Source organism: Desulfitobacterium sp. THU1, from assembly GCF_038181555.1.
Classification (GTDB): domain Bacteria; phylum Bacillota; class Desulfitobacteriia; order Desulfitobacteriales; family Desulfitobacteriaceae; genus Desulfitobacterium.
In genome coordinates this window covers 15,564-35,189 of record NZ_JBBWUA010000005.1, presented here as the reverse complement: position 1 = coordinate 35,189, position 19,626 = coordinate 15,564, and the positions used below count along the sequence as shown (strand labels likewise).

The 19,626-nt window shown below is 45.5% G+C and carries 20 protein-coding genes; all 20 read left to right on the top strand.

Features of this window, described 5'->3' with window-relative positions:
• Nucleotides 1-157: 157 nt before the first annotated feature.
• The 20 genes from AAC978_RS06525 (at nt 158) to AAC978_RS06430 (ending at nt 19,573) form a co-directional block, all read left to right on the top strand.
• The gene (locus AAC978_RS06525) at nt 158-508 is read left to right on the top strand and encodes an arsenate reductase family protein (protein ID WP_341547240.1); all 351 of its coding nucleotides are present in this window, start codon (nt 158-160) and stop codon (nt 506-508) included.
• 115 nt (nt 509-623) lie between these two features.
• Nucleotides 624-1,130 carry a GNAT family N-acetyltransferase gene (locus tag AAC978_RS06520; RefSeq protein ID WP_341547239.1) on the top strand — a complete coding sequence of 169 codons (507 nt, stop codon included), beginning with the start codon at nt 624-626 and terminating at the stop codon, nt 1,128-1,130.
• A gap of 105 nt (nt 1,131-1,235) precedes the next feature.
• The gene (locus AAC978_RS06515; protein ID WP_341547238.1) at nt 1,236-1,412 is read left to right on the top strand and encodes a hypothetical protein; all 177 of its coding nucleotides are present in this window, start codon (nt 1,236-1,238) and stop codon (nt 1,410-1,412) included.
• Nucleotides 1,413-1,549: 137 nt separating this feature from the next.
• Entirely contained in the window at nt 1,550-5,086 is a 3,537-nt protein-coding gene (gene mfd, locus AAC978_RS06510) for a transcription-repair coupling factor (RefSeq protein WP_341547237.1), read from the top strand.
• 38 nt (nt 5,087-5,124) lie between these two features.
• The gene (locus AAC978_RS06505; protein WP_341547236.1) at nt 5,125-6,075 is read left to right on the top strand and encodes a peptidylprolyl isomerase; all 951 of its coding nucleotides are present in this window, start codon (nt 5,125-5,127) and stop codon (nt 6,073-6,075) included.
• Between the two features lie 365 nt (nt 6,076-6,440).
• On the top strand, nt 6,441-6,983 hold the full coding sequence (gene spoVT / locus AAC978_RS06500) for a stage V sporulation protein T (RefSeq protein ID WP_341547235.1): 543 nt from the start codon (nt 6,441-6,443) through the stop codon (nt 6,981-6,983).
• 143 nt (nt 6,984-7,126) lie between these two features.
• Nucleotides 7,127-8,590 carry a nucleoside triphosphate pyrophosphohydrolase gene (gene mazG / locus AAC978_RS06495; protein WP_341547234.1) on the top strand — a complete coding sequence of 488 codons (1,464 nt, stop codon included), beginning with the start codon at nt 7,127-7,129 and terminating at the stop codon, nt 8,588-8,590.
• Nucleotides 8,591-8,665: 75 nt separating this feature from the next.
• Nucleotides 8,666-8,941: an HU family DNA-binding protein gene (locus tag AAC978_RS06490; RefSeq protein WP_015260648.1), complete on the top strand. Its 276-nt coding sequence runs from the start codon at nt 8,666-8,668 to the stop codon at nt 8,939-8,941.
• A gap of 69 nt (nt 8,942-9,010) precedes the next feature.
• Nucleotides 9,011-9,277 carry an RNA-binding S4 domain-containing protein gene (locus AAC978_RS06485; protein ID WP_341547233.1) on the top strand — a complete coding sequence of 89 codons (267 nt, stop codon included), beginning with the start codon at nt 9,011-9,013 and terminating at the stop codon, nt 9,275-9,277.
• Between the two features lie 175 nt (nt 9,278-9,452).
• The gene (gene yabP, locus AAC978_RS06480) at nt 9,453-9,722 is read left to right on the top strand and encodes a sporulation protein YabP (protein WP_341547232.1); all 270 of its coding nucleotides are present in this window, start codon (nt 9,453-9,455) and stop codon (nt 9,720-9,722) included.
• Nucleotides 9,723-9,767: 45 nt separating this feature from the next.
• Entirely contained in the window at nt 9,768-10,277 is a 510-nt protein-coding gene (yabQ, locus tag AAC978_RS06475) for a spore cortex biosynthesis protein YabQ (protein ID WP_341547231.1), read from the top strand.
• Nucleotides 10,278-10,486: 209 nt separating this feature from the next.
• Nucleotides 10,487-10,726, top strand: coding sequence for a sigma factor-like helix-turn-helix DNA-binding protein (locus AAC978_RS06470; RefSeq protein ID WP_341547230.1), 240 nt, complete (start codon nt 10,487-10,489; stop codon nt 10,724-10,726).
• Nucleotides 10,695-11,021, top strand: a complete 327-nt coding sequence (locus AAC978_RS06465; RefSeq protein WP_341547229.1) for an FtsB family cell division protein — start codon at nt 10,695-10,697, stop codon at nt 11,019-11,021. Before AAC978_RS06470 ends, AAC978_RS06465 begins: the two co-directional genes overlap by 32 nt.
• Before the next feature lie 133 nt (nt 11,022-11,154).
• Nucleotides 11,155-11,553: a S1 RNA-binding domain-containing protein gene (locus AAC978_RS06460; RefSeq protein WP_341547228.1), complete on the top strand. Its 399-nt coding sequence runs from the start codon at nt 11,155-11,157 to the stop codon at nt 11,551-11,553.
• A gap of 285 nt (nt 11,554-11,838) precedes the next feature.
• Complete coding sequence (locus AAC978_RS06455) at nt 11,839-13,929, top strand: SpoIIE family protein phosphatase (RefSeq protein ID WP_341547227.1); 2,091 nt, start codon at nt 11,839-11,841, stop codon at nt 13,927-13,929.
• Between the two features lie 58 nt (nt 13,930-13,987).
• Nucleotides 13,988-15,451, top strand: coding sequence for a tRNA lysidine(34) synthetase TilS (gene tilS / locus AAC978_RS06450; protein WP_341547226.1), 1,464 nt, complete (start codon nt 13,988-13,990; stop codon nt 15,449-15,451).
• Nucleotides 15,452-15,577: 126 nt separating this feature from the next.
• A complete protein-coding gene (gene ftsH, locus AAC978_RS06445) occupies nt 15,578-17,581 on the top strand; it encodes an ATP-dependent zinc metalloprotease FtsH (protein WP_341547225.1) in 2,004 nt (667 codons plus the stop codon).
• 11 nt (nt 17,582-17,592) lie between these two features.
• On the top strand, nt 17,593-18,042 hold the full coding sequence (gene ndk / locus AAC978_RS06440; RefSeq protein WP_341547224.1) for a nucleoside-diphosphate kinase: 450 nt from the start codon (nt 17,593-17,595) through the stop codon (nt 18,040-18,042).
• A 125-nt stretch (nt 18,043-18,167) separates the two neighbouring features.
• Nucleotides 18,168-18,878: a DUF881 domain-containing protein gene (locus AAC978_RS06435; protein WP_341547223.1), complete on the top strand. Its 711-nt coding sequence runs from the start codon at nt 18,168-18,170 to the stop codon at nt 18,876-18,878.
• On the top strand, nt 18,878-19,573 hold the full coding sequence (locus tag AAC978_RS06430; RefSeq protein WP_341547222.1) for a DUF881 domain-containing protein: 696 nt from the start codon (nt 18,878-18,880) through the stop codon (nt 19,571-19,573). The genes AAC978_RS06435 and AAC978_RS06430 overlap by 1 nt, the downstream gene beginning before the upstream one ends.
• Nucleotides 19,574-19,626 lie beyond the last annotated feature (53 nt).

Here is a 19,626-nt window from a genome sequence, read left to right as displayed (position 1 = left end):
TTATCTATGTTATCGGCGAAATGATGGATTAAATATAGTCTTATATGATTCTTGGCTATTGCAGGCAGGATTAGCGAAAAGAGAAGAAGAAAATAATACTAATTATTTTTATCTACATTCTATGTTTGGGAATTTGAACTGAAGGGAGAATCTTTAGATGGTATTTATATGTTATGCGCGCTGCACGACGTGTCAAAAAGCGAAGAAATGGCTGGAGGAAAAGGGAATCGCCTACGAAGTGCGTGATATTAAAGGTGATAATCCTACCTTAGAGGAGTTGCGTCGGTGGCATGCTGCGAGCGGCTTGCCTTTGAAGCGTTTCTTTAATACCAGTGGGCAGCAGTACAAAGCATTGAATCTTAAAGATCGCCTTGTCACCATGAGTGAGGACGAGCAGTTTGCTCTTTTGGCTTCTGATGGGATGTTAGTGAAGCGTCCGATCTTAGTGGATAAGGACTTCGTAAGAGTTGGCTTTAAAGAAGATGAGTGGGTTACTTTGCAAGCATAAGCTGGCTGAGATTAATTATGTTGTAATCCTATAAGAAAATTCGACCCGTTGCGACAACGATTGCAACGGGTTTGTCCTAGCATGAGATAATAACTTTTTTAGGAGAAGTAAAGCAATGACGATAGAAACTAATCTACCTGATTTAAAGTTAAGATTGGCAGAAGAGTATGATGTCCCTTTGATCTTAAAATTCATAAAAGAATTAGCGGAGTATGAGAAGCTATTACATGAAGTAGTGGCTACTGAAGAAATACTCAAAAAGTCCTTATTTGAGCGAAAAATAGCTGAGGTAATTATTGGTGAATATCAAGAAAAGCCAGTGGCCTTTGCTTTGTTCTTTCACAACTTTTCTACCTTTTTAGGGAGACCAGGCATCTACCTAGAAGATTTGTATGTTCAACCGGAAGTGAGGGGTAAGGGAATTGGACGGATAATCCTCTCTTTTCTAGCTAAACTTGCCTTAGAAAGAAAATGCGGAAGATTAGAGTGGTGGTGTTTGGATTGGAATAAGTCCTCTATTGGATTCTATAAGCGAATCGGAGCGGTGCCTATGGATGACTGGACTGTATATCGAGTTTATGATACTGCACTAGATCAATTAGCTAGGGAATTTAAGAACTAGATCGTGGCTTTAGTGCAATGACGCTACGGTCATAAGGTGGCTAAGATAGCTTCCGATGAATAACACTTCACCTCCTAGGTAAACCTATGCCTAGGAGGTGTTTTCATGCTGGTTATGAGAGTTTGCCAGGTTTGTGATCATGTCTTGGGAGAGTTGGAGCTGGATGACTTGACCTCGGGACAGCAGGACTCTATAATAAATATCACCGGGAATGTGGCTTACGCTCTTTGCCCAGATTGTATGAGCGAACTGGAAGTCGGTGAGTTCCGGCGTTTAAACTAGGCTGCTTATGAGCGTCACGGAATCAGCCTATTTTTGCCTTTGTTCACTCTCGCACGAACAACACTTTAAATTAGGCACTATGGGGGTCCCCTAAGCGGACGTCCATGGTTTTGCATTGCCCTGAAAGGAAGGATTTTTTGAGAACCCTCAACCACTATTTGCGTTTAGGCTTCGATATTGAAGCAGTGGAAAAGGCGATTTCCTATCAGGAATGGCCGCAAATGATTTATAACTTAACAGGAAGTCAGAAGCCCGCTTTCGCTTCTCAGCTATTAAAGAAGGGTAAACCGGGCTTGATCCTCACCTATTCCGAGGATCTTGCGCAAAAGTGGGTTAATGATTTGCGTACTTGGCTCCCAGAGGAATCTGTGCTTTATTTTCCGGCCACAGACTGGTTGCCCTTTGAGGTCCTTGGTAAAAGTCGTGAAACCACCATCGAGAGGATTAAGGTTTTAAATCGTTTAGCCGAGGATAATCAATGTACGGTCGTTGCCCCTGTGCTGGCGGTGGAGCAGCGGATGTTTTCATCCACCCGCTGGCAGGAGTATACCCTGGAGTTAAAGGAAGGGGTCTCCTATAACTTACAGGAGCTGACCCATAATTTAATCACCGCAGGGTATGAACGCCTCGATGTGGTGGATGGCAAGGGTCAGTTTGCCATCCGGGGTGGCATCATGGATATTGCTCCTCTCGACGGGGAGCCCTTAAGGGTCGAGTTTTTCGATGACGAAGTGGATTCCATACGTGTCTTTGATCTCGAGACTCAAAAATCCACTGAAACCTTAAAAAGTGTCAAAATTGCCCCTGCTGTAGAGATGGTGATTCGCCCTGAGGAGTTCGAGAAGCTCACCTGGGAGGTTCGTGCACAGGCTAGGAAGGCAGCAGGACGCTTGAATCGCAACGGTCGGTCTGAGGTAGCTGAGCTGGTTATGAAGCAGGCCCAGAAGATTGAAGAGCGCTTGAAGCTCGGTCACTTAGATGAATCAATCTATCCCTATCTCAGTCTCCTTGAGGAGCCTCTGCAAACATTTTTCTCTTTGCTTTCTAAGGATTGTTATTTGATTTTAGATGAACCCTTACGACTGAAAGAACAGCTTGAGTTCCAACAGAAGGAAAGACTGGAGGAATATACGCGGGCTTTAGCAAAAGGGGAGGAGTTCTTAAGTCCGGAGGCTCAATTCGTAACCTATGAACAGCTCTTAAAGGATGGAGAAGGGCATCCTCTCATTGTGCTTTCCACTTTGCCTCGGCAAATTCCTGGGGTTACGCCGAAGCGAATCTATAACTCGACAGCTCGTCCTTTGACCGGATTCATGGGTAAAACCGGTGTTTTGGTCGATGAAATCGATCTTTGGCAAAAATCCGGGCACATCATCTCTCTGTTCGTCGGGGATGAGGAGCATGCTGAACGGATGCTACAGGGCTTGAGGGATCGAGGGGCTTTAGCCAAGAAGCAGGGACTTCAGGAAGGGGTCCAAGAAGGAGGGGTGTATGTTCATGCCTCCTCCATCGATCAGGGCTTCGAGCTCCCCTTAAGTAAGCTAATCGTCCTCAGCGAAGCAGAGATTTATAAACGGGAGCGCAAAGGGACTTCCCAACGCAAAAAGGCACCGGAGAAAACAGGGCAGCGCTTACAATTTTCCGATCTAAAGCCGGGGGACTATGTGGTTCATGTCCAACATGGTATCGGGCAGTTCATGGGAATCGAACGGATTGCTGTGGGAGGAGTCGAAAAAGATTATTTTAGCGTAAAATATGCAGGCCAGGATAAGCTTTATGTTCCTCTCGATCAGCTGAACCTTCTGCAAAAGTATCTGGGTGGAGATGCCGATACCCTGCCGAAGCTTTATAAGCTGGGCGGTTCTGAGTGGAAAAGAGTTAAGGCGAAAGCTAAAAATGCCATCAAAGAGATGGCCTTTGACCTTGTCAAGCTCTACGCTCAACGAGAAGCTACTCAGGGGTATGCATTTTCGGTCGATAATGTCTGGCAGCAGGAATTTGAAGAGAAGTTCCCTTACCAAGAGACGCCTGATCAGATGCAATGTATCATTGAGGTTAAGGAAGATATGATGCGCAAACGCCCCATGGATCGCTTGCTTTGTGGGGATGTGGGTTATGGCAAGACCGAGGTGGCCTTGCGAGCGGCCTTTAAAGCCGTGATGGATAGCAAGCAGGTGGCTGTGTTGGTTCCTACGACCATCCTTGCCCAGCAGCATTACAACACCTTTCTGGAGCGGTTCATGGGTTACCCAGTAAGTATTCAGATGTTGAGTCGTTTTCGCACCCCAAAGGAACAAAAGTTGATTCTGCAGGGTTTGAAGGAAGGCGCTATCGATATTGTGGTAGGGACTCATAAACTGGTCTCGGATTCCATTAAGTTTAAGGACTTGGGACTGTTGATTGTTGATGAAGAACAGAGGTTTGGGGTTGCCCATAAGGAAAAACTAAAAACCCTGAAGACCAATGTGGACGTCCTGACCTTGTCGGCTACTCCCATTCCTCGTACCTTGCATATGTCCTTGGTAGGGGTGAGAGATCTCAGTGTCATTGATACCCCTCCGGAAGATCGTTTTCCTGTGCAAACATATGTAGCGGAATTCCGTCCGGATGTGGTACGAGAAGCCATCCGCAGGGAAATTCAACGGGGCGGTCAAGTGTTTTTCGTCCATAACCGGGTGGAGGATATGGATCAGGTCGTTCGCTTCCTAAGCCAGCTCGTACCCGAGGCTCGATATGGAATAGCTCATGGGCAGATGAGCGAAAAAGAATTAGAGCGAGAAATGATGAATTTCCTCGAGCAGGAAAGCGATGTTTTAGTATGCACCACCATCATCGAGACGGGCTTGGATATGCCCAATGTCAACACCCTGATTATTGATGAAGCAGACCGCCTCGGCCTCGGCCAGCTTTATCAGCTGCGGGGGCGGGTCGGACGTTCGAACAGAAAGGCCTATTCCTATTTTTTATATAAGCCGCAAAAAGTTTTATCGGAAGTAGCGGAAAAGCGCTTGGCAGCTATTCGAGAGTTTACCGAGTTTGGTTCCGGGTTAAAAATTGCCATGCGAGATTTGGAAATCCGCGGGGCGGGTAACCTGATTGGTGCTCAACAGCACGGACATTTGGCTGCATTAGGCTTTGAGCTCTATAGCCAGATGCTTAAAGAAGCCGTTCAAGAGATTAAGGGCGAAAAAGTAGAGGAGAAGATCGAGACCAGTATTGAGGTTTCGGTGGATGCTTATTTGCCGGATAGCTATGTTGGGGAGCGTAAATTAAAGGCGGCGCTCTATCAGCGGATGATTTCCATTGATAACGAAGAGGATCTCAGCTCCATGATTGATGAATTGATTGACCGCTTCGGAGCCCCCCCACGGGAGGTTGAGAATCTCTTGAAGATTGTCCGGATTAAATGGTATGCATCCGCTCTAAAAATTGAACAAATCCAACAGGTTAAACAACAGGTTGTGTTCCGTTTCGCAGTCGATCCGGGAATTTCCGGAGAAACGCTCATGACGATGGCCACCGAATCTCCTTATCCGATCTCCTTTGGCACCTCTGCCAATAGTAATCTAGAGATAAAACTACGTCTCCGATCTGTAGTTCAGGAAGAAGTTTTGGAAGCAGTTCATAAGATATTGATGGTATTTAGTGGTATTGCCTCAAAAACTGCATCCTGATATAATTGCTTTTAGTGGATACGAAAGGGTGTGTAATCATGAAGAAAATCCGGAAGGGAATCATCGCCGGAGCGTTATCCTTTGCATTACTATTAACAGGTTGTTCTTCCCTAGGTGGAGAGCAATGGGTTGCTAAAGTAAATGGACAAATTATTACTCAAGAAGCGTTTGAAGCAAGAATCTCCGATGTCCAGAAGTCCTATGAAGGAATGGGTATGGACTTTAGCACTGAGCAAGGTAAAGAAGCATTAAAACAGGTAAAGGGCCAGATTCTTGAGGGGATGATTGCTTCCCAGCTAGTGATGCAGGAAGCAAAAAAGTTAAATTTAAATCCTGATGATCCTGCTATCTTAGAGCAAGAAGAGAATATCAAGAAGATGGTGGGCGATGAGGCCAAATACCAAGAGTGGCTTAAGCAGCAAGCGATGACCAATGACGAAGTACGGAATTACTTTGCTCTATCTGCTGAAATCACTAAAGATGTCACCGTTACCGATGAGCAAAAGAAAACATTTTTTGATAATAATCAAGACCTCTATGGGGGGAGCGGGGAGCAAGTGCAAGCTCGTCACATCTTGGTAGATACTGAAGATGAGGCTAAAGCGATTGTCGTCCAGCTGCAAGAGGGAGCGGATTTTGCAACACTGGCTAAGGAGAAATCTACGGATACAGGATCAAAGGAATCCGGTGGCTACTTAGGCTTTTTTGGACGCGGTGCGATGGTCCCAGAATTTGAAGCTGCTGCTTTCGCCCAAAAAGTCGGTACTTACACCACGACACCTGTAAAATCCGAGTTCGGTTATCATATTATTTTGGTAGAAGACCACAAAGCAGCCACCAAAGCCGATTATGAGGCATCCAAGGACCAAGTTGCTAAGGATGCTTTAGCTGATGCGAAGGCCCAAAAGTTCGAGTCCTATTTTACGGAGCTGCGGGAAAAGGCCAAGGGGAATATCGAGTATACCGCAGAATTTAAGCCAGCCACCTAAGATTTGGACAACACAGCATAATAACCCAAAAACGCTTGGAGTAAATCCAAGCGTTTTTGTATTAATTGACAGACTTCCTTTATTCAGCGATTTATCTTTTGAAAACTCATAATAATAAGTTTTATAAACAAATTGCTCTGGGGCTTTCTTTTCTAAACTTTCTCTTATCCAGTTGAGTAACTTCATGGAAAAATATGAATAATAGAGAATGACCAGATATATACTATCTATGAAGTTAAAGACAACGCAAAATTTTCCACAGGCAGGACAGTTGTCAGAAATTCGTTACTTAAGTGTGGTCTTGCTGTGTCTGTAACGGCCCCAAACTCGGTGGCTCGTAATGACAAAAGGAGGGAAGAGCGTCCATGAAAGCAACAGGTATTGTTAGAAGAATTGATGATCTTGGTCGTGTTGTTATTCCAAAAGAAATACGTCGGACACTTCGCATTCGAGAGGGCGATCCCTTGGAGATCTTCGTCGATCGTGAAGGAGAAGTCATTCTCAAGAAGTACTCCCCCATTGGTGAACTGGGCGATTTTGCTAAGGAATATGCTGATTCCCTCTTTGAGGCTACCGGCCATATTGCCTGTATCGCCGACCGGGATGTCATCATCGCGGTCTCAGGAGCTTCTAAAAAAGAGTACTTAAATAAACCCATTTGGCCCAGCATTGAACAAGCTATGGCTGACCGTAAGACCTTCGCACTTAAAGCTGGAGAGGGCAAGCAAGATGAGGAGGATGAGCTGAGCAGGCTGACCAGTCAAGTGGTTGCCCCAATTATCGCCGAGGGTGATCCGATTGGAGCCGTCATCTTGATGTCAAAGGATCCCAATGTCAAAATGGCTGACCTAGAGTTAAAGTTAGTAGAGACAGCTGCAGGCTTTTTAGCTAAGCAAATGGAGCAGTAGTCCCTTGTAAAGAGTTAAGATTGAAGCGGCATCGGCCGCTTCATTTTTATTGCGAGGATAGATGTGATACAATCAATAAGGAAAGTTTAGGAAAATGTTGAGTTCCGTGGCAGTCTGCCATGGATCAACTCGGGAGGATGTTAATGGGTAACGTATTGCATGTCGTGGGCTTAGGTCCGGCAGGACTGGAATCTATGACCCTCGGTGATTATCGAATGATAAAGCAGGCCAAAAGGGTTTTTTTTCGGACCGTAAATCACCCTTGTGCCCAAGATCTGCTTGCCGAGGGGCTTCAAGTGGAATCCTTTGATGATCTCTATGACCAAGAGGAATCCTTTGAAAAGGTCTATGAGGGAATTGTTAAACGCTTGGAGAAAGAGTGTAACATATACCCCGAAGTGGTCTATGCTGTTCCGGGTCATCCGACGGTAGCTGAGCGCAGTGTTCAGTTACTGGTGAACATGCTAGCCAACCAAGTGGAGATTCAAGTTCATCCGGCTTTGAGTTTTCTTGACCCGCTTTTTTCGGCGATTCCTATGGACCCTGTGGAAGGGTTTTTGCTACGCAATTATGATGATCTCAAGGAAAGTGGTCTAACCGGTAGGGAATGGCTGGTTATTCCTCAGGTTTATGATGGACTCATTGCTTCGGAAGTGAAGTTGGACCTCATGGAGGTTTACGCAGATGAGGCTGAAGCTTACGTGGTTCAAGCACTCGGGACAAAGTTGCAAAAGGTGCTGAAGTGTCAATTGTTTGAGTTAGATCATCAAACCTTTGATCATTTGACTACAGTCGTGCTACCGCCCCACCGGGCTGGCATATCGATGACCAAGCTATTAGAGATCATGAGGACTCTACGCAGCCCGGGGGGGTGCCCATGGGATCAAGAGCAGACACATACCTCCCTCAAGCCCTACCTTGTTGAAGAAAGCTATGAAGTTCTCGAAGCCATTGAAGCCCAAGATATGTATAATTTAGCTGAAGAATTGGGAGACTTATTACTGCAAGTAGTATTTCATGCCCAAGTAGCTCAAGAGGCAGGTGAGTTCCAGTTTCAAGATGTTTTACGCAGTATTATTGAGAAGATGATTCGTCGCCATCCCCATGTTTTTGGGGATATTGAGGTGGAGAATTCTACTGAAGTCTTGAAAAATTGGGATCAAATCAAGCAAAAGGAAAAGGGGGAACAAGGATCAGAGGAGCTGTTTAATTTTCCTAAAGGGTTGCCGTCCTTAATGCTGGCGGTGAAAACCCAAAAGAAAGTGGCCAAGCTTGGTTTTGATTGGTCTGATTTTGAAGGTCCTCTGGCCAAGGTCTATGAGGAACTGCAGGAATTAGAAGAGGCTATGGGTCACGGAAAAGGGATTGAAGAAGAATTCGGAGATACGCTCTTTGCCCTTGTCAATTTATCCCGATTTCTTAAGTTAGATCCTGAAGATGCCGTTCGTAAGACGGTAGGGAAATTCCAGAGACGTTTCTTAGAAATGGTGAAATTAGCAGAGGATGAAGGAGAGAAATTACCGAGTTTAACCTTAGATCAGATGGACAAGTACTGGGAAATGGCCAAAAAGAGAGAAAAAAATGAAGAGATTGGCAACAATCCATAAATAAAAGCAGGAGTTTGGCTATTTATCGCGAAAATATAATGCTGAAACTCAATACATATTTGGGAGGGAATCATTTTGAATAAGGCTGATTTAGTGGCTGCGGTAGCAGAAAAAGCCGAAGTATCAAAAAAGGATGCTGAAAAGGCAGTCAGTGCTGTATTTGCTTCAATTGAGGAAGCATTAGCAAAAAATGAAAAAGTACAATTGGTCGGTTTTGGAACTTTCGAAGTGAAAGATCGTGCTGAGCGTACTGGTAGAAATCCACAAACCAAAGAAGCCATTGTTATTCCCGCTTCGAAGGTTCCTGGGTTTAAAGCAGGTAAAGCCTTAAAGGACGCTGTTCAAAAATAATACTTCTCGAGATTGGTCAGGTCCTATGGGCCTGATTTTCTCTATGGCCAAGTTTTAAGGGGATTACATATGCGGATTGATAAATACTTAAAAGTTTCCCGTCTGATTAAAAGGAGAACGGTCGCCAAGGATATCTGCGAAGGGGAGAAAATACGGTTGAATGGCCGAATCGCGAAACCCTCCGCAGAAGTGAAGCCGGGCGATATTGTGACGATGGAGATGGCCCGTCATCTTCTGGAAGTGCGCGTTCTATCTACACCCAACAGTGTGAAGGCCAATGAAGCTCATTTGCTTTATGAGGTTTTGAAGGACGAAAAGCGGGGGCAAGAGGAATAGAATAAAGGACTGGGAACAGTAACTTCAGGACAAGGATTTCTTACGCTTTAAGTCAAGGCGGAGGAAGCACCTTGTCTTTTTGTTTTTGCTTCAAGGCAGTTCAGATTGGTATGTCTAAATTCAAGTTATTGAGAATATGGTTTAAGAAGAAGAGTAAAAAGGGGGGCTGGGAAGTATGGAAAAGACTCCATCCAATCACCGGCTAGCCATGGATAATCGCCAATTTCTCTCGATCACAGGGGTATCTAAGGTACAGTCCTTTGATCCTAAGGAGATTCTATTGGAAACGATCCAAGGTGTATTAAGCATAAAGGGAGAGAAGTTAGGGGTTAAACACCTGGATTTGAAAGCTGGGCAGGTTGAGGTTGAGGGGCAAATCGATGCCATGGTCTATCCCCGTCATGGGGGATCGAGACAAAACATCTGGGCAAAAGTCTTCCGCTAAGTCTCCAACGATCAGTTGTTAGGACTAGGACAAGGGGAGGGATGGATGATTACTGACTTTGTAGCCTTAATCTGGGTCGTGGCAGCCGGAGCGGCTGTCGGCTTAGTTTTTGACTTTTATCGCTCCCTGCGCAAATGGCTTGGTTGGGGAAAGTTATTAACTATTGTCGGAGATTTAGTTTTCTCAGCAGCGGCCTTGTATTTGCTTTTTAGGTTCTTCTTGAAAGCTAACCATTTAGATTTTCGATTTTATATTGTGTGGGGCAGCGCTTTGGGTCTCTTTCTTTATTCACGAATCTTAAGTCCGATAATCCTATGGCTATTTTTTAAATGCTACTGGCTAATCGAGCGGTTTATGGGGCTCATTCTGAGTCTCTTAAGTATTCCTGTAAAAATCGTGAGGGTGTTAATGGGACCACCCTACGCGATTTTACGGTGGTTTAGCCTTTTGCTATTCCGGATAAATGAGGCTTTATGGGGAGAGTCGGTGGTAAGAATTCGCAAAAAAGCGCTTGTTTTTTGGAATCGACTCTTTCCGCCTAGGACTAATGGGTAAATTTAACATGGAGAGATTGATAAATGGGGCAGTCCTATGTATAATAGGAGGTGTCCACAATTTGTAGCGTCTTTGTCCCCTGTTTGTCCATATTTTGTCCACAAGTTAGGCACAGTTTGTGGATAACTTTTTGATAATGTGGATAAGGGAGACGAACTTGGAATAGTGGCGGTAGTCATCGGCAAATTCGCATAAGACAGGTGGATGCAGTGCATTTAGAGATTCGTGGTTTGGAAAAGTTGAGCTTTCGCGAGCGCCAAGCGGTTGTCTTAAAAGAAAGCGGAAAATCTCAAGAGCAAATTGCCAAGAAGTTGCATCTTAGCCAAAGTTCCGTGGCGACCTTACTCAATCGGGCCAAAGGGAAGGGCTATCAGATTGTTTGTATTATTCCAGAGGCTGAACTTGGTCTAGGAGGGTATGATTTTGACGAAGAAGAATCCGACAGCTAAAGAGTCCCGACCCAAGACCCGAAAGCATCGCCTTCGGCCTATACAGACTGCCATCATCCTGTGTATTACCCTTGCTCTTATTAGCTCCGCCTATCAGCTGTATGAACTCCGACAAGAGGTTAATCAGAGTATCGCTCAGCTGACTATTGAGAAGGAAGATTTGCTTAAAGAGCAGAAGAACTTAGAAAAGGAAATTCTAGAGCTGAACACGCCCAGTTTTATTGAGCAATTGGCTAGGGAGCAATTAGGATTGGTTCGTAAGGGTGAAATCCGCATTGCACCAAAAATGGAATAGATGAATAATAGAATCGAATGATTCAGTAAAAATTTGTAAGGCTACTCCTGAGTTGTTACCTTGACAGTTCTCTTCTTAGAAAGATATAATAAAAATAATGACTTAAATCATCACAAGGAGGAGTTTACTTCGTATGGCCATAGCGGTTGGCACTATAATTGAGGGTGTGGTTACGGGTATCACAAATTTTGGTGCTTTTGTGGAGTTGCCCGAGAAAGTTACAGGCCTAGTACACATCTCAGAAGTTGCAGATGCGTATGTAAAAGATGTTAGGGATTATTTAAAGGAACAAGACCGCGTAAAGGTCAAAGTAATTCACGTTGACGAAAAAGGGAAGATTGGACTATCGATTAAGCAAGCAAATCCGGCTCCGCCACCGCCACCGCGCAACAATCCGCGGGAGCGTCGTCAGCCAACCGTATCCTTTGAGGATAAGTTAGCCAAGTTTATTAAGGATAGTGATGAACGGCAACTGGAATTCCGACGTGCGACTGAATCGAAGCGCGGAGGAAGAGGATCAAGCCGTTATTAGAAGCCGAAAAATGCTATAGATAGATGACCGCCGCAGGGCGGTCATTTTGCATTTGCTTTTTGACGTCCATGCGGCTTAGGATGCGCCGTATCTGGGCTGGGTCGCTTTTAATAGGGAAGTAATGAGGGATCACGGAGAATTTTGAAGTTTGAACGGGGAGTGTAAAGGAAAAACGAGTGAATCGTAAAAAGAGTCGAAAACTAATGGGAATCACCCCCTTTCCTAGACAACCTTTGCCAAAACTATCAGTTATAATATTGGTATTATATGGTAAGAGGTGAGGTAATGGCTGAATGGGCTACATTAAAACCCAAACAAGGCTTACGGAAGGAAAGGTTGACTCTGGAAGGGCATTTTTGGCCTTTTATATTGGGGTTATTGATCGCGCGGGGTAGTATTATGGAGTTATACCCCTTTGGTATAGGTTTCGGGGCTGCCTTGATGCTATATGGACGCAAAGGCACTATTATGGGCTTATTGGGCGTTACAGCAGGAGTAGCTTCTTTGTTTATAGAGGACTTAGCAGCTTCCCTACAGATTTTGCTGACATTGCTTGTTTTGAGTCTCTTTGTTCCACGATTGCGCGGCAGTAAGCGTGAAGGACTCTATCTAGGGTTAGTGGTAGCGCTCGTTGCAGGGTGTGTGGCCTTCATCGTCATGAGGATCGGTCAACCTGAAGTGATGATCGGGGCGAAGGCTGCACTATTTGGTTTGCTCAATGGTGGCTTGGCTGTGGTCTTTTGGTATGCTTGGCGTTATCAGGATGCTATCTGGCGGGGGAGCTTCACCCGGGAGCAAGGGATGGCCTGGTTATTTGTCCTGATTGGAGTTATAAGTGGTTTGCAAGGGATAACCTTTAAGGGGGTTAATTTTTCTGTGGTTCTCCTCAGCTTCTTTATTCTTTTTGTTGCCCAGCGTTTTGGTGCGGGGACAGCAGCTGGAGTAGGGGCGCTGTTAGGGTTCCTGCCTCAGCTGGAATTTAACCCGCTGAATCTTATGACTGCGGGAATTTATGGCCTAGCAGGGTTTGGCACAGGGGCCTTTCAGAGACTGGGTAAGATCGGGCTGGGTGTCGCCTTTATAAGTATTACCTTGATGTTCACAGCCTATCTTCAACCTGAGGTGCTCTATTCACAGCTCTTATCCGCGGGCATTGGTCTTCTGCTTTTTTTACTATTTCCTAGTTCCTCTCCCCAAAGTGATTTTTTAAAGGACAAGCCAATGCCGGAAGTGGAATCGACGGTAATGAAAGTGAAGACTGTAGCGGAGATATTTGATCAGATTGCCTACAGCGCTCAAGCGGCGGAGGCTGAAGTAGGAAAGTCCAAACCGGAAATACCGGAGCTTATGAATGTTCTGGTGGAAAGGGTTTGCAAGAATTGTCCGACCATTGACACCTGCTGGACGCGAGAATTCTATCGGACCTACCACCTTCTATTCAATTTATTTGAATGGGTTGAAAGGGAAGAAGAGGTCAACGTTCAAAATCTACCGTTGGAGTATAAACGACATTGTGGGAAGCTCAAAGAAATGCTTCTCGGCGTCCAATTTATTATGGAGCATGAGAAAAGTATTGAGTCTTGGCGGTCAAGGCTGACGACCAATCAAGAAGCCTTAGCACGTCAATTTCAAAGTGTATCCCAAGTAATCGGGCACCTTGCTAAAGAGCTCAACACCCGACATAATCTAGAACAGGTTAAGCCATCCAATCTTGCCAGAAGGCGTAGACAGTTCTTGGATGTAGGAGTAGCGACATTTACCAAAAAGGGGAATACCATATCGGGAGATAATTACGCTTCTTTAGCCTTTTCTCCTACCCAACATGCTTTCGTGGTCAGCGATGGGATGGGAGTGGGTGAAAGGGCAGACAAAATGAGCTCCACCGCTTTGAGTCTTTTAGAACAATTATTGACTACGGGCTTTGAACCGGAAAGTGCCATACAAGCGCTGAACTCGATTTTAGTTTTGCGTTCCCCAGAGGAGAGCTTCGTTACTTTGGATATTGGGATCATTGATTGTGAGTCGGATGGACTCAAGCTCATCAAGGTGGGAGCTTGTCCTTCCTATATTGTCGGCGAAGATGCGATTCGCAAATATGAATCCTCAAGTTTGCCTGTAGGGATACTTAATCATGTGGAAATACCGGTCATTGAAGAAAAATTGCGTTCAGAAGAGTATTTAGTGCTTGTCACTGATGGAATTCAGGATATACTAAAAGATGGAACCGATTGGGTAAAAGACTTTTTGGATAGCCAACACCCGGGTACTGCGCAAGAACTTGCGGACGCCATCATCCGCGAGGCAAGAAAAATGAGCGGCAACGAAATGTTGGATGATGGAGTTGCTATGGTTATAAAAAAGAATGTCCTTGACTAAAGATAGCAATGTGCAAATATGATGGTGATGGATGAAATAAATAAGGAGGATAGACGCTTTGTACGAAAAGCTAAAGCAGCATGTTTTGCCTAAGCAAATTCCTCCTGGGTCACGGATTTTGGTAGCCGTATCAGGTGGACCGGACTCCATGGTCCTGGCTCATATCTTATGGCGTTTTATGATAGAGAATCAGGGCCAGGAGATAAGCTTGGTTTTGACCCATGTCCATCATGGTGTGCGCAAGGAATCCGATGAGGAAGAGAAGATGGTGACTCGCATGGCAAGGGATTGGAAAATACCTTGTCTTATTCATCGTTTCGACTCGAAAGGTTACGCAAAATCTGTCGGTAAATCCTTTCAGACTGCAGCTCGTGAATGGCGCTATGCTCGCTGGGAAGAGGATATGCAGCAGGAAAGCTGTTCCCTTCTGGCTACAGCACATCATCTGGGGGATCAGGCGGAAACTGTGCTTTATCGTCTCCTACGCGGTAGCGGAACAGCTGGGTTAGCGGGTATTTATCCGCAAAAAGGAAAACTCATTCGTCCTCTTCTTGGAGTCACAAAAGAGGAGATTTTGGAATATTGTCGAAATGAAAATTTGCCTTATGCTATTGATTGTTCGAACGCAGACCCAATCTATACGAGGAATAAGATACGCCTAGAGCTCTTGCCTGAACTGCAAAGAGAATATAATCCTCAAATCATGGTGGCTCTAGGTCGCATGGCGGAGCTTCTGCGTTGGGATGAGGAATACTTGGCGGAAGAAACCGAAAAGGCCTGGCAGGGGGTTGCCTTAGAAAGCACGGAACAGCGCGTAGTTTTGCATAGGAAAGTTTTTGATCTCCCCAAGGCCATTCTATCGCGTTTAATAAGGAAGGCTGTCTCGCGGGTTTCGGGAGAACCACGGGGAATAAGCTATCACTATGTAGACCAGATTATTGCCTCTCAAGGACAAGTCGGTTGGAGTCAGGATCTGCCTGGACTGAAGATAGAAATTAATTATCAGGGAGCGTGTTTTCTGACGGTCGATCTGGGGCAGGATATACGTAGAAATACGAATGAGCTCGACATTTCGCCATTGCCTCAACAAGTTCACTGGGGAGAATGGTTATTTTGGCAGGATGCCCATGGTCAAAGATGGCAAGTCGGTCTCTTTAATTTGGAGAGCCAAGGGGATTGGTTAGAATATAATGACGAACTAAATAACAAACTTAATAACAAAAATGTAGACCAAGTCTTTTTCGATCTGCACACTATGCAAGACAAACCTGGCGAGCTACAATGGCGGTATCGGCAAGGAGGGGATTCCCTCTGGATCGCCGGCTTGGGTCATAAATCCTTGAAAAAGGTTTTCCAGGAGGCCAAGGTTTCGGCATCCCAGCGTCAAGCCATACCATTATTAGCCTTAGGTGATGAGATTCTCTGGGTTCCGGGGGTAAAGGGCGGAGAACGTTATCGGGGTCAGCGGAAAGGCTTAGTCGGACTCCTGAAGAGATGTCGGGAGGATTCTTGTGGGTGTTGAAGGGTCGAAATAGCAAGGAAGAAGAAAGGCTGGATTCGTTGTAAAAAGGCCTTTTCCGTGGTATAATATTGCATATTGTCTCGTAATATGGCTAGTTTTTCCATTTGAGAGGGGAGGACCTAACTTTTGAAGTTTTTCAAGAATTCCGCGATTTATCTTTTGATTATTTTAATTGCGATTATGTTTATCAGATTGTCCAACCCACCTGCCACGCAACCGTTGGATATGGATTATACGACGTTCTATAAGGCGGTGGTTAGTGATCAGGTTCAAGAAGTTGTAATCAATGCTGATGACAATGTGAATACCTATGAGGTCACAACCAAAGATGGTAAACAATACAAAGCCCTAGGTAATGCAGACGACGATGTACTGACTGAGCAAATGCTCAATCATAACGTAGTTATGCGCACCATTCCACCAGCAGTGACCCCTTGGTGGGCTGGTTTGGTTACGACGATATTACCGATTCTCTTAATCGTGGGCTTTTTCTTCTTTATGATGCAGCAGTCCCAAGGTGGGGGCAATCGCGTGATGCAGTTTGGCAAAAGTCGCGCTAAGCTGGTCAGCGATGAAAAGAAAAAGGTAACCTTTGCTGATGTGGCAGGTGCAGATGAGGTAAAGGAAGAGCTAGTGGAAGTAGTAGAGTTTCTTAAGTTCCCTAAGAAGTTCAATGAACTGGGAGCAAAGATTCCTAAAGGGGTACTTCTCTTTGGCCCTCCCGGAACCGGTAAAACATTGTTGGCGCGTGCTGTCGCCGGAGAAGCGGGTGTTCCCTTCTTCAGTATCAGTGGATCGGACTTCGTAGAGATGTTCGTTGGGGTGGGTGCCTCTCGTGTCCGTGACTTATTTGAACAGGCCAAGAAGAGTGCTCCTTGCATCGTGTTTATTGATGAGATCGATGCAGTGGGTCGTCAAAGAGGCGCCGGCGTAGGCGGCGGCCATGACGAACGGGAACAAACCCTGAACCAATTGCTTGTCGAGATGGATGGTTTTGATGGTAATGAAGGAATCATCATTATCGCAGCAACCAACCGTCCAGATATTTTAGACCCAGCCTTACTGCGACCAGGACGTTTTGACCGGCAAGTTGTGGTCGATGTTCCGGATGTTAAAGGCCGTGAGGAGATTCTAAAAGTCCATGTTAAAGGTAAACCCCTCAGTAGCGAAGTGGAGTTGGGTGTTTTAGCTCGACGCACACCTGGCTTCACGGGTGCTGACCTTGCCAACCTTGTCAATGAAGCTGCTCTGCTTTCCGCACGTCGGAATGAGAAGGAGATTAAAATGAATGCCCTTGAGGACTCTGTGGAGCGGGTTATTGCCGGACCGGAGAAAAAGGCGCGAGTGATTAGTGACTTTGAAAAGAAACTGGTTTCTTACCATGAGGCAGGTCATGCTTTGGTAGGAGAGCTTCTCACCCATACTGATCCTCTGCATAAAGTGTCCATTATTCCACGGGGACGTGCGGGTGGATACACCCTCCTGTTACCTAAGGAAGATCGGAATTACATGACAAAATCACAACTCCTCGATCAAGTCACCATGCTGCTAGGGGGACGAGTTGCTGAAGCGTTAGTTCTTCATGAAATCAGCACAGGTGCTTCCAATGACCTCGAGCGTGCTACTGGTTTGGTCCGTAAGATGATTACTGAACTGGGGATGTCTGACGAGCTTGGACCCCTTACCTTTGGTCAAAAGGAAGGTCAAGTGTTCTTAGGCCGTGATATCGCTAGGGACCGTAACTATAGTGAAGCCGTAGCTTACGCTATCGATAAGGAAGCGCGACGCATTATCGATGAGTGTTATCAGAAAGCTCAGAATCTCATTAAAGAGAACATGCATAAGCTGAATGCCATTGCTGAGACCTTGATGGCGCAAGAAACGATTGATTCAAAAGAATTTGCCGCTTTGATGGCTCAATTCGATATGCCAACGGATGCAGCGCAAGATAGCTCACCCGTCTCGGAACCGTCTGAGGCACTAGCAAATGAGACACCAAGCAATATGGTGTACAGTGAAGAGCTTCAACCATCAACTCCAGCGAAGGAATTAGATGAGGTGGAGCACGCTGAAGTAACTGCGAAATTGAGTGGATCGACCTTAGAAGAAGAGAAAAATAAGATTGATTAGGGAGGACCTCTATGGAAAAGACCTTCATCATGCTCAAGCCAGACGCAGTACAGCGCGGTCTAGTAGGGCAAATCATCGGACGCTTTGAAGCGAAGGGCTGCAAATTAGTGGGAATGAAACTTATGAATGTTGACAAAGCTCTTGCAGAACATCATTATGCTGAGCACAAGGGAAAAGGTTTCTTTGAGCCCACGGTTGCCTATATTACATCTTCTCCAGTGGTGGCCATGGTTTGGGAAGGCAAAAATGTCGTGACGATCGCCCGCGAGCTCATGGGCGCGACCAATCCGGCTAGTGCTAACCCTGGTTCTATCCGTGGCAGCTTTGGTATGGATATCAGCCGTAATGTGATCCATGGCTCCGATTCTGTAGCTAGTGCAGAGCGAGAAATCGCCCTTTACTTTAAACAGGAAGAACTATGTGACTATCGTAAAGCGGGCGAAGAGTGGCTCAACGATTGAACGAGACTTCTAATAGGAAATTTAAAAAGGACACCGACTTGGTGTCCTTTTTCCCACTATCAGACCCATGTCGCTTTGCGGCATCACTGATAAAAATATGTCGATAAAGGTCAGAGGTGTGTAAAATGGAACTGCCGAAAAACGGCAAAATGATGCTGACAGTGGCTAGCCTAATCTTAGGCATGCTTTTTGTTACCCTGATCAAAGCCACAGGCACCACAGGGCCAGTTGCAAGAACGGATACAACTTTGGCTTCCCTTGTGCAAATTGGCCAGGAAAACGATCAGTTAAAAAATGACCTTGCGAAGCTACAAGAGGAGATGGGAAAATTCCAAGCCGGACAGAATGCCTCGAAAGTGGTATTAGAACAATTGGAGAAATCCAAACGTAACTCGGGGCTAACCAAAGTCACAGGACCCGGAATACGGGTTACTCTCGATGATGCTTCCAATCGAGATACAAGTGAACAGGACATTTATTATTACCTCATCCATGAGGAATATATTCGCCAGATCGTCAATTGGCTATGGAATGGTGGAGCAGAAGCTATTGCAGTGAACGGGCAACGAATTATGGGAAATACGGAAATTTTCTGCAGCGGTGCCTTTATCCAGATTAACGGAACGCGTCAGATGCCACCTTATGTGATAGAAGCTGTCGGTGACGTAAACTATTTGCAATCTGCCCTGAATTTTTACTTCTGGGACCGTTTAGGGGAGTATCAGGAGCAGTACGGAATTACCCGTAGGCTAGAAGTGCCCACTGAGCCTGTTGTCATCCCGGAAGGTAAGATTCAGCAGTTCCGCTACACAGAACCAGTGAAGGAGGCGAAGTAATGAAGAGGTCTTCTCTCGCTATTCCCTTAACTCTGGTAGCTATTGTGCTAGGTTTTTTACTCACTTTACAGATGCAAACTCAGAAAAGTGTGCTTGAGTTAGAAAAGATTCAATCGCAAAGAGCGGCGTCTGTCGTTAGTTTTCTTAAAGATGCCCAAGAGGAAAACAAAATTTTTAAAGAGCGGCATAAAGAGTTAACAGCACAACTGGAAGGTGCACGCCAAGAAGGGGGAGCTAGTCCGACTCTGCTTGCTGAATTAGACCGCTATCGCATGATGGAAGGAACTGTGGATGTCCAAGGTCAGGGGATTATGATTACTATTGATGACAGGCAGCAGGAGCATAAAGTGGTATTTCCGTTGACCACCGATGATCTATTGAGAATCATCAACATACTTAAGCTGGCCGGGGCCGAGGCGATTAGCGTCAATGGTCAGCGCATTGTTGCCTCTACCTCCATCGTTTTAAGTGGAACCTCCACCCAGCTGGTCAATCAAGTTCCCATAACGCGTACCGATGGAGTCCCTTACGAGATTTTGGCCAGCGGCAATCAGGATCAACTTTTGGATTATTTCACAAACCTTGAGGCGCCCGGCCTAAAGCAATATGGAATGAGCGTTAGCGTCGTGCGGAAAACAGTAACCATTCCTTCATATAAGGGAGTTTCACCGCTGAAGGAGCCCGAAAGCAGATAATTCAATAATTTTTATAAAGCTTGTAAAAAATTAGCAGGGAAACTTATCTTGGC